The sequence below is a fragment of the Neptuniibacter sp. QD34_54 genome (genome assembly GCF_047778055.1).
Lineage (GTDB): Bacteria > Pseudomonadota > Gammaproteobacteria > Pseudomonadales > Balneatricaceae > Neptuniibacter.
Genome location: NZ_CP180546.1, coordinates 2,496,645 through 2,509,146, shown reverse-complemented (window position 1 = coordinate 2,509,146; position 12,502 = coordinate 2,496,645). Strand labels below are relative to the sequence as shown.

Genomic DNA, 12,502 nt, shown 5'->3' with positions numbered 1-12,502 from the left:
TTGAGGAAATACATGATGAAAGGCGGTATGGGTAACCTGATGAAGCAGGCCCAAAAAATGCAGGAGAACCTGCAGAAAGCACAAGAGCAAATCGCACTTGCAGAACAAACTGGTGAGTCTGGTGCAGGTCTTGTCAAAGTTGTAATGAATGGTCGTCACGATGTCAAAAGCATTAATATCGATGACAGCTTGATGGAAGAAGATAAAGAAATTTTAGAAGATTTGATCGCTGCAGCAGTAAATGATGCAGTGCGTAAAATCGAATCTTACACTCAAGAGAAAATGTCTGAAGTGACCGGTGGTATGGGAATGCCTCCTGGTTTCAATATGCCGTTCTAATCGATGTCATTCAGTCCATTAATTCAGCAGTTAATAAACGCTTTACGTTGTTTGCCAGGGGTTGGTCCTAAGTCGGCTCAACGTATGGCTTTTCATCTGTTAGAACGTGATTCTGAAGGCGCGTTATCTCTGTCTGCAGCGCTTGAAAAAGCGGTTGCAGAGATCGGTCATTGCGGTGAATGTCGCACTTTATCTGAGCAGGATGTCTGTGATATTTGCCAATCAGAAACAAGAGACAAGCATCTACTTTGTGTTATTGAGTCTCCAGTAGATGTATTGGCGGTTGAGCAAACGGGTGGGTATAACGGTCGTTATTTTGTGCTCTCTGGGCATCTGTCGCCTATTGATGGCATAGGCCCTGAAGATCTGGGTATTGATCTTCTTTTAGAGAAGGTTAGGTCGAACGACATCCGAGAATTAATCCTTGCGACCAATCCAACGGTAGAAGGTGAAGCAACGGCCCATTTTATTGCTGCTCAAGTGAAAGATCTGGATGTAAAAGTTTCTCGTATCGCGCACGGGGTACCAGTGGGTGGTGAGTTAGAATTCGTGGATGGCGGCACGTTAGCCCACGCAATAGCGGGAAGGCGTTCTCTGCTTTGAGGTAAGAGTCTCTAAATGACAGAAGATAGTTGGAAAAAGCTAGAAGCATCTGCCAAAGAACCTATTTGGATTCGTTCTGAAGCTGACTTGGGTGAGTATTGTGGCAAATGGCGCAAGCTCTCAGTGATTGCCTTAGATACTGAGTTTCAGCGGGTTGAGACCTTTTACCCTATCCCAGGCTTAATTCAGGTTGCTGATGATCAGTCTTGTTACTTGATTGATCCTCTCGAGATTAAAGATTTTACTGCCTTGGCTGATCTTTTTGCTGATCGTTCAGTTGTAAAGCTGATGCATGCAGCAAATGAAGATCTCGAATTATTTCTGAAAATGTTTGGCGTACTGCCAACGCCGTTGTTTGATACGCAATTAGGTGGTGCTGTATTGAATTGGGGGTTCTCATTGGGCCTTCAAAGAATGCTTGAGCAAAAGCTAGGCATTCAATTAGCGAAACATGAGACTACTTCTAATTGGCTTCAGCGTCCTCTGACAGCAAGCCAAGAATTATATGCAGCGCTAGATGTGGCGTACCTTCCCGCAATATACCAGATGCAAAAATCAGAGCTGGAAGCTTTAGATCGCTATCATTGGGCTGAGCAAGAAAATGATGCGCTTTTAGCTGAGGCGCTGGTGGATGATGTTGAGGGCTATGGTTATTACCGTCGCTTCACCCAGATGTGGAATCTGCCAGAGCACAAAATGGCAGCATTGCGTGATCTGACTGCATGGCGCGAACAGATTGCGAGAAAACGCGATGTTCCACGTAACAGAATCCTTAGAAATCAGGCTTTGTTGCAAATAGTGGAAAAATGGCCGCGTAGTTTATCTGAGTTATCGCGGCTAGATGAAGTGAAAAAGCGTATACTTCGTACTGACGGCGAAGCGATTTTAGGCTTTTTAAAGTCTGGACAGGAAAGTGCGGCTAAAAACAGCCCTGCACCTATTCCTAAGCCGCTACACTTCTTTTGGAACAAACACATTAAGAAGCTGAAAGCGATTGCTCGTCGTGTGGCTGAAGAACAGAACGTCGCTCCTGAAATTTTACTGCGAAGAAAAGAGTTAGAGCTACTTATTCGTTCAGGGGTTGATGAGGGTGAGTATTGCTTACCTGAAAAAATTACGGCTTGGAGGCAGGAGCTTCTTGCGTCTCAATTGTTAGCCGAATTGCAAAAGATTGAAAAATTAAGAACTGAAGGTGCTTAACCGATGAAAATATGCTCTGTTTACCTGAGCCCGCGTAAAGATGAGATGTATCTTTATGTAGATAAGCGAGATCAACTGAGTAAAGTGCCGGAAGCGCTATTAGAAATGTTTGGTTCGCCAAAGCATGTGATGGATATTCCTTTAACGGCTGACCGTGAATTGGCTAGAGTTGATACTGAAAAGGTGTTGGCTGATCTAGATGAGAAAGGCTATTTCTTACAGATGCCGCCGCCAAAAGATGACTACATGCTTGATCTTCATAAAGATCGCCCGGAAACTGGTGTTCGCTAAGTGGTAGCTCAAGAAGTATTTTGGCGCAGTAAAAGCCTACAGGATATGAGTTCTTCGGAGTGGGAATCTCTTTGTGATGGCTGTGCGCTTTGTTGTCTCCACAAGCTGGAAGATGAAGATACAAAAGAGGTTTTTTATACCTCTGTTGTTTGTCATCTTCTAGATTTTGATACCTGTCGTTGCACAAAATATGAGGAGCGTTGCTCTTTAGTGCCTGATTGCGTCAAGCTTACTCCGAAGGATGTTGATGACTTTCATTGGCTTCCGCCGACCTGTTCTTACCGCTTAATTCATGAAGGTAAAGATCTTCCTGAATGGCACCCTTTATTGTCTGGGCGCCAAGAAACGGTGATTGAATCAGGAGCCTCGGTACTAACTTGGTACGAAGTAAAAGATAATGAAATTTCTGAGGAAGAATTCGAAGATTATATTCTCGAATAGATGAAAAGCGCCTAGGGCGCTTTTTTTATGCCTAATATCTAATTTGCTGTTAGTGTTTTCCTAACTTAAAGTTGTATCTAGTAGTTGGAGATAATAGCTTTGAGCATTTCTGATCAATTTAATCATCTGCCTATCTTAGATAATGTCGATGCAATTTCTGCGTTCGATTTTGTGCCTGATGTTATTTGGATTTTTGATCTAGATCGACATGGCTTTTGGTGGGGAAATGAGCGCGCACTCGAATTTTGGGGGCTGCCAACTGTTCAGGATTTGATTGATAAAGACCTATCGGCTGATACAGAAGGTGCTCGTAAGCGGACCGAGCAAACATTCTATAAAGCAGCGGCTCAAGGGATGACAGTTGACCCTTGGACAACTTATCCAAACGGTAAACCTAAAACGCTCTTGATGCGACATAAAGCAGTGCTGCTTGGTCCTGAAAAGCACCGTGGCATTATTGCGTTTATTAGTGAGCAGGTTGATCTGGGTGAGCAGCCAGAGCATCTCATCTTTTCTGAAGCGATCCGTTATACATCAGTTGCTGTTACTAGTTTTGATATGAGCGGTACGCCGATGTTTGAAAATCCAGCCGCAGCAGAATTATATGGCTTTGTTGATGCTCAGAATAATGATGCTTCTGTGTTTGTGTGCCGATTTCACGACGTTAAAGAAGGGCTTGAGCTTCTTGAGCAGGGGCGACAGCATCAAGATGGGCAGTCAGAACACTTGATGGTAACGAGTAAAGGCGTGCGCCGACATGTTGTGGATCTCCGTACGAGCCGTCATCCATTGACGGGCGATTACCTCCTTTTGGTGTCTGAATATGATGTTACAGAGCTACATAATGCACTTCAACAGACAGAAAAGGCCAAGGCAAGGTTGGATAAGCTCGCTCATTATGATGCTTTAACTGGGCTGCCTAGCCTGCGTTTGTGTCGTGATCGTATGACTAAGGTTATTGCGCAGGCGCAGCGAGAAGGAGCTTCAGCTGCGATAATGTTTGTAGACCTCGATGGTTTTAAAGCTGTTAATGATAGTTTTGGTCATGATGCGGGTGATCAAGTGTTGGTTGAATCTGGGAAGCGTTTGGTTCATCAAGTGCGCGCAGTGGATACGGTGGGTCGTATCGGAGGTGATGAATTTATTATCTTAATGTCAGGGATAAAGTCTGCTAAAGATGCTGAAGTCGTTGCATCCAAGATTATTGCTGTGATGAATGAGCCGTTTTCGATCGCTGATATGAATGGCAAGGAACAAGAGGCCTGTATTGGTGTAAGTGTAGGGATTTCGCTTTTAGAGGAAGGGGCGTTGAATAAAAATGCTGAGGTGCTTCTGAAGGAAGCTGATCATGCAATGTATAAAGTGAAGCGCAGTGGTAAGCGTGGATATAGATTTGCTAGCTAGGTTTATTTAACGAAAACAAAAAAGCCGCAATCAATGATTGCGGCTTTTTAGCTTCAACAAGAAGTGATTACTTCTGGTTGTCTAGCTGAGCTTTGATCAGGTCACCAATTGTAGTTGGGCCAGATACTTCAACTTCAGCGTTGCGTACAGCAGAGATTGCTGCTTTCTCTTCAGCCTGTTCTTTCGCTTTGATAGACAGGTTGATAACGCGGTTGCGACGATCAAGAGTGATGATCTTAGCTTCTACTTCTTCACCAACGTTAAGAACAGTAGATGCATCTTCAACGCGATCTACAGAGATCTCAGATACTTTCAGAGTACCTTCGATACCTTCAGCTAGCTCGATAACAGCTGCTTTAGCGTCTACAGAAGTAACTTTACCAGTTACGATAGCGCCTTTGTCGTTAGCTGCAGCGAATTCAGCGAATGGATCGCTTTCAAGCTGTTTGATACCAAGAGAGATACGCTCTTTCTCTGCATCGATAGAAAGGATAACGGCTTCAACTTCTTCGCCTTTCTTGAACTGGCGTAGAGCTGCTTCAGCATCGGCTTCCCAAGTGATGTCAGACATGTGAACAAGACCGTCAAGCTCGTCCTGTAGGCCAACGAAGATACCGAAGTCAGTGATAGTTTTGATAGTACCAGTAACTTTGTCGTTCGCAGCAAACTGCTCAGCGAAAGTAACCCATGGGTTAGCTGTGCACTGTTTGATGCCTAGAGAAATACGACGACGCTCTTCGTCTACGTCAAGGATCATAACTTCTAGCTCATCACCGATCTGAACAACTTTAGATGGGTGGATGTTCTTGTTAGTCCAAGACATTTCAGAAACGTGTACCAGACCTTCTACGCCGTCTTCGATAGATGCGAAGCAGCCGTAATCAGTAAGGTTAGTGATGCGTGCCTTGCACTTAGCACCAGCTGGGTAACGTTCTTTGATAAGAGACCATGGGTCTTGAGAAAGCTGCTTAAGACCTAGAGAGATACGACCAGATTCTTTGTCGAACTTGATGATCTTAACAGTGATCTCATCGCCTGGGTTTAGCATCTCTGATGGGTGAGAGATACGCTTCCAAGCCATGTCAGTGATGTGTAGAAGACCGTCAACACCGCCAAGATCGATGAATGCACCGTAGTTAGTAAGGTTCTTAACGAAGCCTTTAACTTCTTGGCCTTCTTCTAGAGTAGCTAGTAGCTCATCACGCTGAGCGCTGTTAGCTTCTTGAAGAACTGCGCGGCGAGAAACAACGATGTTGTTACGCTTAGGATCAAGCTTGATTAGTTTGAATTCAAGCTCTTTGCCTTCTAGGTGATCAACGTCACGTACAGGGCGAACGTCTACCAAAGAACCTGGTAGGAAGCCTTGAATGTTGTTGATGCTAACTGTGAAGCCGCCTTTAACTTTGCCGCTGATGTAACCTTTAACAGTTTCTTCAGCTTCAAATTTAGTCTGTAGAACTTCCCAAGCTTCAGCGCGTTTCGCTTTTTCACGAGATAGACGAGTTTCACCGAAACCATCTTCAACCGCTTCTAGTGCAACTTTAACGTCGTCACCGATTTTGATCTCAAGTTCGTTAGCATCGTTAAGGAACTGAGAACGCGGGATGATTGCTTCAGATTTTAGACCAGCATGTACAGTAACCCAGTCGCTGTCGATATCAACAACTTCACCAATTACCAATTTACCTGGAGTCATGTCTAGTGATTGAAGGGATTCTTCAAACAGATCAGCAAAGCTTTCGCTCATTGAATATGTCCTATGTAAGGGCTGTAGTATCTCTAAAAGAGATAGAGATTGGATAACAGCACTTTCAGCCTGTAAAACCGGATTCACAGGGTCAGTTTAATATATATGAAAGGGACGTTTTGACCGGAATAGCGCCCAATTCAATAGAAAATGAGCGCACATTATACAGTAATTTGTACGGGAATACAGGTCTTTTACTTAGATTAGAAGGGTTTGTCGTAATCTGCTAAGCGCTGATAAAGGGCTGTTTGGCAGGGTTTGATCACTGTGCTCAAATCGTTTTTAAGATCAGAGGTTAATTTGCTGCTGTCTTGTTTGCGGAAAAACTGGGTAATCAGTCGCTCTTCACGTGGGGAATTGGCCGCAATTTCAATACCGTCTCCAACGCAAAATGAATACTCTGGCATGTACTTCTTGACTAAGGATTCTCGTTCAAATTCTGAAAGAATCAAGCGTTTGCCTGCTATGAACTTTTTGTACTCGTTTCCGGCTGCTGCTGACATGGCTTCGATTTGCAGGTTAGAGAAGCGGCGCGCATCAGGCATATCAATTAAAATCTGTTTAAGTTGTTTTTCTACCGCTGCAATCTCCTCAACAATTGTTAGGGGAGCAAAATGTTCATTTAGCTTTTTGTATTGTTCAAGAGCTGCTATTTCAGCTTTAAGATCAGAAATTTGTCGTTTGTATGCTTCTTGTTCTTCAAGCAGCTTGTCATTATCGGCCATTAAGCCTTTGATGACTTTTTGGGTGGGGGTGAGTTTGTCTTCAGCAAAGGTGGCAGGAAGCTGTTTGGCTCCTAGTTCACCAGTTGTTTCGGTGTGTACATTGCTAGGTAGAACTGTGAAGCCAAATTTCTCTAAGTCCTTTAAGTTTTCTTTGTGCTGGCCTTGCATTTCGTTATAAGCAAAATAACCGCCACCACCAAGAACGGCTAAAACAATTGGAATGATGATCAGTACTACAAGAAGCTTTCTGGTATTCATTGTTTACTGCTTTCCTATCTAGCGGGTGGCGGACGTTGTTATAGCTAGGCGGAGATTTACCTCCGCGCTGATAGTCTATTTCTGGTCGCTTTTTTGCGTCTCGTTAGCTGAGTATTGCAATTGCAGGAATGCAGTATCAAGAAGGATTCTCCCGCTTTCTACAAGCATTGCTTCTGCTTCTGGGTTGATAGGTCTGCCTTGAGCATCTTTCTCTCGCTCTTCATCAAGCTCTGATAGTGATTTGATTGGCGGTAGTTGTTTTTTGCTACGGCGACGGTTTTCCGCATTAACTTGCCATTCTTCCGCTTTTTCTCGTTCAATTTTAAGTGCTGACTCTTGTAGAGGAATTAGGCTGCTTTCCTTACGCACTTCGTTAAGATGTTCAACCTGTTCGCGCATGAAAATAAAGTCAGGATTTGCCAGGCTTCGTGACTGGTAGCGTGAGTTAATCTGAGTTAAAAATTGTTTCAGATTTGGGTAAACGCCATGAGGCGCGGATCGAACTTTATCCCAAGCTAGTGCTTGATCTAGTGCGCTTTCCCCAATAATTTCAGGATCATAAAGGGTAGGGAATGTGATGTCGGGCATTACGCCTTTATTCTGGGTGCTGTCGCCAGAAATTCGATAAAACATAGCGTGTGTTAGTTTTAACTGGCCGTGGTTAAGGGGTAGTAAGGTTTGAACTGTGCCTTTACCAAAGGTTTGGCCGCCAATAACGATGCCTCGGTTATAGTCTTGAATAGCGCCAGCGAAAATTTCTGAAGCAGAAGCGGACAGGCGATTCACTAGGACGGCCATTGGTCCACCGTAGGATACTTTGGGGTTTAGGTCTCTAAGAACTTCTACTCGCCCTGTAGAGTCTTTTACTTGAACGGTTGGGCCGCGTTGAATAAATAGGCCAACAGTGTCATTTGCTTCACGTAGGGAGCCGCCACCATTATTGCGAAGGTCTACAATTAGGCCATCAACATTTTCATCTTTGAGTTCTTGGACTAACTTTTCTACATCGCGGGAAGTGCTTTTATAGTCGTCGTCACCGCGCTGTAGTGCTGCAAAATCAATATAGAAGGCCGGTATCTCAATTACGCCAAGTTTGAATGGTTGGCCAAGGTGTTCAATTTCAAGTACGCGCTTTTGGGCAGATTGTTCTTCTAGTTTTACTTTATTGCGAACAATTTTTACGATTTTTGAAGGTATGTCTTCGCGCTCAGAAGTCCTTACTTCTAGTCTAACCGTAGTTCCTTTAGGGCCTCGAATAAGTTGAACAACATCGTCCAATCTCCAGCCTACGACATCTTCGATATCGCCGTCTTCACCTTGGCCTACACCAATAATGCGGTCAGTAGCTTTTAGTTGGCCGGTCTTTTCAGCAGGGCCTGCAGGTACAAGGCGAACAATCTGAGTGAATTCGTTTTCACTTTTTAATACAGCGCCGATCCCTTCTAGAGATAAGCTCATATTAATTTTGAAATTCTCAGATTTTCTTGGTGAAAAATACTGGGTGTGTGGATCGTATTGCTTGGTAAAAGCGTTTGCAAACGATTGGAATACGTCTTCGCTATTAACTTGTAAACTTCTTTTTAGTTGGTTTTTATAGCGTTTTATTAGAATTTCTCGTGCTTCTTCTTCAGTTTTTTCAGCTAATAGAAGGTTGAGCAGAGCGCTCTTAAGTCGACGGTCCCAAAGTGCATTCATCTCTTGGGTGGATTCAATCCAAGCAGCGTTTTCTCGATCAGTGTTTAGGCTCTCATTAATCGAGAAATCAAATACCTTGCCTTGTTCTAATTCATCAATAATGAACTCTAGGCGACCTTCAATACGCTCTTGATAGCGGTTGAAAATGAAATAAGCTGCAGAGAGTTCTCCCGAGCGGATTTGATCGTCTAGTACCAAACGATATTTTTCGAACTCATCTATATCGCTTTTGTAAAAATAGCTGCGCGCAGGGTCGAGGTCCTTAATATATTGATTAAAGATCTGCCCAGATAATGAATCATCTAAATTGACTCTGTTATAGTGGCCTAGTTTGAGCGATTCTGTAATTTCTAATAACGTTTGCTTATGCACGGGCTCTGATTTGAGCGGTGTTGCAAGTGCATTGGCTGTACTTGGAATTAGGAAGGATAACGCAGTAAACAACAGTGGCTTTAATAGCGATCTATGCATAATGTAAGTCTTAATTCAGCGCTCTGGATTTAACTATGACCCTAAAAAAGGGTTGTGAGTTCCCTGTCACAGTTTGTTGAGTGTAGACATGCGCGGCACTGTTGTAAAATCAATTGCTTATAAAGAGTGTATGGATTTATTTGGTATTCGTTTATGAACATGAAATTCGTAGGTGTTACAGCTCTGGCGATGACGCTAGGATTGGTTAGTGGTTGTGGTGAAGATCCTGAAGAGCAAAAGTTTCGTCAAGCGTTGGTTGAGAAGGCGCTAAACGATGATGTAAGAAAGGAAGGTGTTGCATTTCTGGAATCCAATGCAAAAGAACAAGATGTAAAAGTAACACCGAGTGGCTTGCAATATAAAGTTGTTCAGGCAGGAGAGGGTGGGAGCCCTAACGTTACTGATACTGTCACTGTTCACTACGAAGGTACTCGTGTTGACGGGCATGTATTTGATAGCTCTTATAAACGTGGTGAGCCTAGTTCCTTCCCGTTAAATCGCGTTATTCGCGGCTGGACTGAAGGCTTAGCTATGATGAATAAAGGGGCGGTTTGGATGTTTTATATCAAGCCGGAATTGGCTTACGGTGCTACTAGCCCAAGTGTTGATATTCCAGCGAATTCAACTTTGATATTCAAAGTTGAGTTGATCGATTTTAAGGCTTCTGAGAAATAGGATTTTAAATGACAGACTTAATTGCAGATTTACAATTGTTCTTAGAAGCGTCTCCAACGCCGTATCACGCGGTAAAGGAGATGTCGCAGCGTTTGGCTAAAAATGGTTTTATGGAGCTGCGTGAAGAGGATAGTTGGCAGTTACAAGCGGGTGGGAAGTATTACGTTACTCGCAATGGCTCTTCCATAATTGCTTGGTCTTTGCCGCGTGATGTTAATCTGGCAGAGTCTGGATTACGTATGGTGGGCGCGCATACTGATTCTCCTTGTCTAAAAGTGAAGCCGGTTCCTGAGCTGAACCGCCATGGCTATCAGCAGTTGGGTGTTGAGGTTTATGGTGGGGTGTTGTTAAACCCCTGGTTTGATCGTGATCTGTCTATGGCAGGGCGAGTGAGTTATAAGTCTCTAAAAGGTGAGCGTTGTAAGGCGTTAGTTAACTTTAAAGATCCCATAGCACTAATTCCTAGTTTAGCTATTCATCTGGATCGAGAGGCAAATAAAAGTAGAACAATCAATGCTCAAACCTATTTGCCAGTTATTTTAGGGCAAGGGGATAAAGGGTTTAGCTTTAAGCAGATGTTGGCGGATAGATTATCTGCTGAGGGTGTTGAAGATGTGGCGGAGGTTCTTGATTATGAAATCTCGCTATACGATACGCAAAAGCCAGCACTGACAGGGTTAAAGAAAGAGTATTTGTCATCTGCAAGACTGGATAATCTTTTAAGTTGCTACATGGGATTGGCGGCATTACTGCAATCTAATTTTGAGCAAGGGGCGCTTTTAGTCTGTAATGACCATGAAGAAGTAGGCAGTATGAGTTCTTCTGGTGCTCAAGGGCCAATGTTGAGCCAGGTGTTGGAACGATTGATGCCTGATGTCGAGGATAGGGTGCGGATGATAAGTCGTTCTATGATGATCTCGGCAGATAATGCTCATGGTATTCACCCTAATTTTGCGGATAAGCACGATGCAAACCATGGTCCTTTAATTAATGAGGGGCCTGTAATTAAGCTCAACGCGAATCAGCGCTATGCTTCAAACAGTGAAACGAGTGCGATATTTAGGGATCTCGCTCAGCAGGTGAATGTTCCGGTTCAGGCATTTGTTGTAAGAAGTGATATGGCGTGTGGAAGCACTATAGGGCCGATTACAGCTGCGGAATTAGGAGTGAAAACACTTGATATCGGTGTGCCGCAATTTGCGATGCACTCAATTCGTGAAATGGCTGGTATTAAAGATGTTGTTGATCTTACGAAAGTATTGGCGCAATTCTTTGAAGAGCCTACTGTTTAACCATACATAGTTCATATTGGAACCGGTTACAGTGTCTATGTGATCGGTTCACTTTCCCCTTCCGTAACACCTGTTTCTCTGAAATGTAAGGTGAAACAGATGTTCTCATTTTTAAAGCAGAATCCTGAAAAAAGGCTTAAGAAAGAATATAGCGCTAAGCTTGAGCAGGCTATGAAAGCGCAGCGTAGTGGTGATATTGAAAAATATTCTTTTCTGACGCGTGAGGCTGAAGAACTTTATGAAAAATTAAAACAGGTTCAGGAAGAAAAATCTTAGCTTTGGTTTATGGTGATTATACTGGGGGAATTGCCTAAGAGTTACTTATTGAGCTAGGCGTAATGGGCTTGATGTTTAAGAGGAAAAGCTGCTGTGAATACAATCTAATAGACGAAAGCAATGAGTTATCAAATTCAACTCTTTTGATTTAGTTAGTCATTGAAAGCAAATTGAGAATATTAAGATGGTCGGAGTGGAGGGATTATTCGCTGCGCTCACCCTGCGGGTCGTCACTTCGTTCCGTTATCTCGCTACGCTCGGTTCGAACCCCTTCGGGTGTTCTCATTTCTAAAAATAGCGCTAATGATTTGGTTTGTCATGATGAGCTAAATTGAGAATATTAAGATGGTCGGAGTGGAGGGATTCGAACCCCCGACCCTCTGGTCCCAAACCAGATGCGCTACCAAGCTGCGCTACACTCCGACGATTATACTTGATCAGATATACAGAAATTTCCCAAAGAAAGTGGTCGGAGTGGAGGGATTCGAACCCCCGACCCTCTGGTCCCAAACCAGATGCGCTACCAAGCTGCGCTACACTCCGACGATGATACCTGAGCAGGTATTTAGAAATTTGCCAATGAAAGTGGTCGGAGTGGAGGGATTCGAACCCCCGACCCTCTGGTCCCAAACCAGATGCGCTACCAAGCTGCGCTACACTCCGACTTAATGGCTCCCCGAGCTGGACTCGAACCAGCGACCAATAGATTAACAGTCTACTGCTCTACCAACTGAGCTATCGGGGATCATCAGCTGTACAGTCAAGGTTGGCTCCCTGAGCTGGACTCGAACCAGCGACCAATAGATTAACAGTCTACTGCTCTACCAACTGAGCTATCAGGGATTAGCCTTGAAAGTGCGGCGTATCTTAATGACCAAGGGGTGGGGCGTCAAGGGATTTTTTATAAAAAATTCAATGATTTTTAGGGTTGATTATAGCGTAAACAATTTTGGCTGAGATTAGTTCGAATTTTGTTCAGATGAGATAAATGTGGCCTACGTAAGGTGTCTTTTTGATTTCGAATAATTTGATCTAACTTATTAAAAACTAGAAAAAAATAGGTACCTGTACCTCGGTACAATAGT

Annotated in this window: 12 protein-coding genes, 5 tRNA genes and 1 other RNA gene; 9 read left to right on the top strand and 9 right to left on the bottom strand. The window is 43.6% G+C overall.

All coding sequences use genetic code 11. The features are described from left to right. Window positions 1–12: 12 nt before the first annotated feature. The 6 genes from ACMXYP_RS11350 to ACMXYP_RS11325 all read left to right on the top strand — a co-directional run bounded on the left by ACMXYP_RS11350 (window position 13) and on the right by ACMXYP_RS11325 (window position 4,278). Window positions 13–339: a YbaB/EbfC family nucleoid-associated protein gene (locus tag ACMXYP_RS11350; RefSeq protein ID WP_415881753.1), complete on the top strand. Its 327-nt coding sequence runs from the start codon at window positions 13–15 to the stop codon at window positions 337–339. Window positions 340–342: 3 nt separating this feature from the next. After that, window positions 343–942, top strand: a complete 600-nt coding sequence (recR, locus tag ACMXYP_RS11345; RefSeq protein ID WP_415881752.1) for a recombination mediator RecR — start codon at window positions 343–345, stop codon at window positions 940–942. 15 nt (window positions 943–957) lie between these two features. After that, the gene (gene rnd, locus ACMXYP_RS11340; RefSeq protein ID WP_415881751.1) at window positions 958–2,142 is read left to right on the top strand and encodes a ribonuclease D; all 1,185 of its coding nucleotides are present in this window, start codon (window positions 958–960) and stop codon (window positions 2,140–2,142) included. Between the two features lie 3 nt (window positions 2,143–2,145). Further along, the gene (locus tag ACMXYP_RS11335) at window positions 2,146–2,433 is read left to right on the top strand and encodes a YcgL domain-containing protein (RefSeq protein ID WP_415881750.1); all 288 of its coding nucleotides are present in this window, start codon (window positions 2,146–2,148) and stop codon (window positions 2,431–2,433) included. Next, window positions 2,434–2,874, top strand: coding sequence for a YcgN family cysteine cluster protein (locus ACMXYP_RS11330; RefSeq protein WP_415881749.1), 441 nt, complete (start codon window positions 2,434–2,436; stop codon window positions 2,872–2,874). It abuts the gene before it with no gap. 99 nt (window positions 2,875–2,973) lie between these two features. Then, on the top strand, window positions 2,974–4,278 hold the full coding sequence (locus ACMXYP_RS11325; RefSeq protein ID WP_415881748.1) for a diguanylate cyclase domain-containing protein: 1,305 nt from the start codon (window positions 2,974–2,976) through the stop codon (window positions 4,276–4,278). Window positions 4,279–4,345: 67 nt separating this feature from the next. Here ACMXYP_RS11325 and rpsA read toward each other — a convergent pair whose 3' ends face one another. The 3 genes from rpsA to ACMXYP_RS11310 all read right to left on the bottom strand — a co-directional run bounded on the left by rpsA (window position 4,346) and on the right by ACMXYP_RS11310 (window position 9,174). Further along, window positions 4,346–6,025, bottom strand: a complete 1,680-nt coding sequence (rpsA, locus tag ACMXYP_RS11320; RefSeq protein WP_415881747.1) for a 30S ribosomal protein S1 — start codon at window positions 6,023–6,025, stop codon at window positions 4,346–4,348. A 203-nt stretch (window positions 6,026–6,228) separates the two neighbouring features. Then, window positions 6,229–7,008, bottom strand: a complete 780-nt coding sequence (locus ACMXYP_RS11315; protein ID WP_415881746.1) for a hypothetical protein — start codon at window positions 7,006–7,008, stop codon at window positions 6,229–6,231. 75 nt (window positions 7,009–7,083) lie between these two features. Continuing rightward, complete coding sequence (locus tag ACMXYP_RS11310) at window positions 7,084–9,174, bottom strand: carboxy terminal-processing peptidase (protein ID WP_415881745.1); 2,091 nt, start codon at window positions 9,172–9,174, stop codon at window positions 7,084–7,086. A gap of 153 nt (window positions 9,175–9,327) precedes the next feature. Here ACMXYP_RS11310 and ACMXYP_RS11305 point away from each other — a divergent pair, with 153 nt between their 5' ends. From ACMXYP_RS11305 to ACMXYP_RS11295, 3 genes are all read left to right on the top strand, one after another. Further along, window positions 9,328–9,849, top strand: coding sequence for an FKBP-type peptidyl-prolyl cis-trans isomerase (locus tag ACMXYP_RS11305; protein WP_415881744.1), 522 nt, complete (start codon window positions 9,328–9,330; stop codon window positions 9,847–9,849). An 8-nt stretch (window positions 9,850–9,857) separates the two neighbouring features. Next, on the top strand, window positions 9,858–11,141 hold the full coding sequence (locus ACMXYP_RS11300) for a M18 family aminopeptidase (protein ID WP_415881743.1): 1,284 nt from the start codon (window positions 9,858–9,860) through the stop codon (window positions 11,139–11,141). A gap of 99 nt (window positions 11,142–11,240) precedes the next feature. Next, complete coding sequence (locus ACMXYP_RS11295) at window positions 11,241–11,417, top strand: DUF6435 family protein (RefSeq protein ID WP_415881742.1); 177 nt, start codon at window positions 11,241–11,243, stop codon at window positions 11,415–11,417. A 185-nt stretch (window positions 11,418–11,602) separates the two neighbouring features. On the opposite strand, the gene ACMXYP_RS11290 is transcribed toward ACMXYP_RS11295, so the two are convergent. The 6 genes from ACMXYP_RS11290 to ACMXYP_RS11265 form a co-directional block, all read right to left on the bottom strand. Then, window positions 11,603–11,723, bottom strand: a non-coding RNA gene (locus ACMXYP_RS11290) — RtT sRNA. Window positions 11,724–11,763: 40 nt separating this feature from the next. Continuing rightward, window positions 11,764–11,840: transfer RNA gene (locus ACMXYP_RS11285), tRNA-Pro, on the bottom strand. Between the two features lie 43 nt (window positions 11,841–11,883). After that, a tRNA-Pro gene (locus tag ACMXYP_RS11280) sits at window positions 11,884–11,960 on the bottom strand. Window positions 11,961–12,003: 43 nt separating this feature from the next. Then, a tRNA-Pro gene (locus tag ACMXYP_RS11275) sits at window positions 12,004–12,080 on the bottom strand. 6 nt (window positions 12,081–12,086) lie between these two features. Beyond that, window positions 12,087–12,162: transfer RNA gene (locus tag ACMXYP_RS11270), tRNA-Asn, on the bottom strand. 22 nt (window positions 12,163–12,184) lie between these two features. Continuing rightward, window positions 12,185–12,260 (bottom strand) — tRNA-Asn (locus ACMXYP_RS11265). Between the last annotated feature and the right edge of the window lie 242 nt (window positions 12,261–12,502).

What these genes read in the sequence shown, in the direction of transcription:
- ACMXYP_RS11350 (WP_415881753.1), top strand. Translation starts at nt 13, where the DNA reads ATGATGAAAGGCGGTATGGGTAACCTGATGAAGCAGGCCCAAAAAATG.
- recR (WP_415881752.1), top strand. Translation starts at nt 343, where the DNA reads ATGTCATTCAGTCCATTAATTCAGCAGTTAATAAACGCTTTACGTTGT.
- rnd (WP_415881751.1), top strand. Translation starts at nt 958, where the DNA reads ATGACAGAAGATAGTTGGAAAAAGCTAGAAGCATCTGCCAAAGAACCT.
- ACMXYP_RS11335 (WP_415881750.1), top strand. Translation starts at nt 2,146, where the DNA reads ATGAAAATATGCTCTGTTTACCTGAGCCCGCGTAAAGATGAGATGTAT.
- rpsA (WP_415881747.1), bottom strand. Translation starts at nt 6,025, where the DNA reads ATGAGCGAAAGCTTTGCTGATCTGTTTGAAGAATCCCTTCAATCACTA.
- ACMXYP_RS11315 (WP_415881746.1), bottom strand. Translation starts at nt 7,008, where the DNA reads ATGAATACCAGAAAGCTTCTTGTAGTACTGATCATCATTCCAATTGTT.
- ACMXYP_RS11310 (WP_415881745.1), bottom strand. Translation starts at nt 9,174, where the DNA reads ATGCATAGATCGCTATTAAAGCCACTGTTGTTTACTGCGTTATCCTTC.
- ACMXYP_RS11305 (WP_415881744.1), top strand. Translation starts at nt 9,328, where the DNA reads ATGAACATGAAATTCGTAGGTGTTACAGCTCTGGCGATGACGCTAGGA.
- ACMXYP_RS11300 (WP_415881743.1), top strand. Translation starts at nt 9,858, where the DNA reads ATGACAGACTTAATTGCAGATTTACAATTGTTCTTAGAAGCGTCTCCA.
- ACMXYP_RS11295 (WP_415881742.1), top strand. Translation starts at nt 11,241, where the DNA reads ATGTTCTCATTTTTAAAGCAGAATCCTGAAAAAAGGCTTAAGAAAGAA.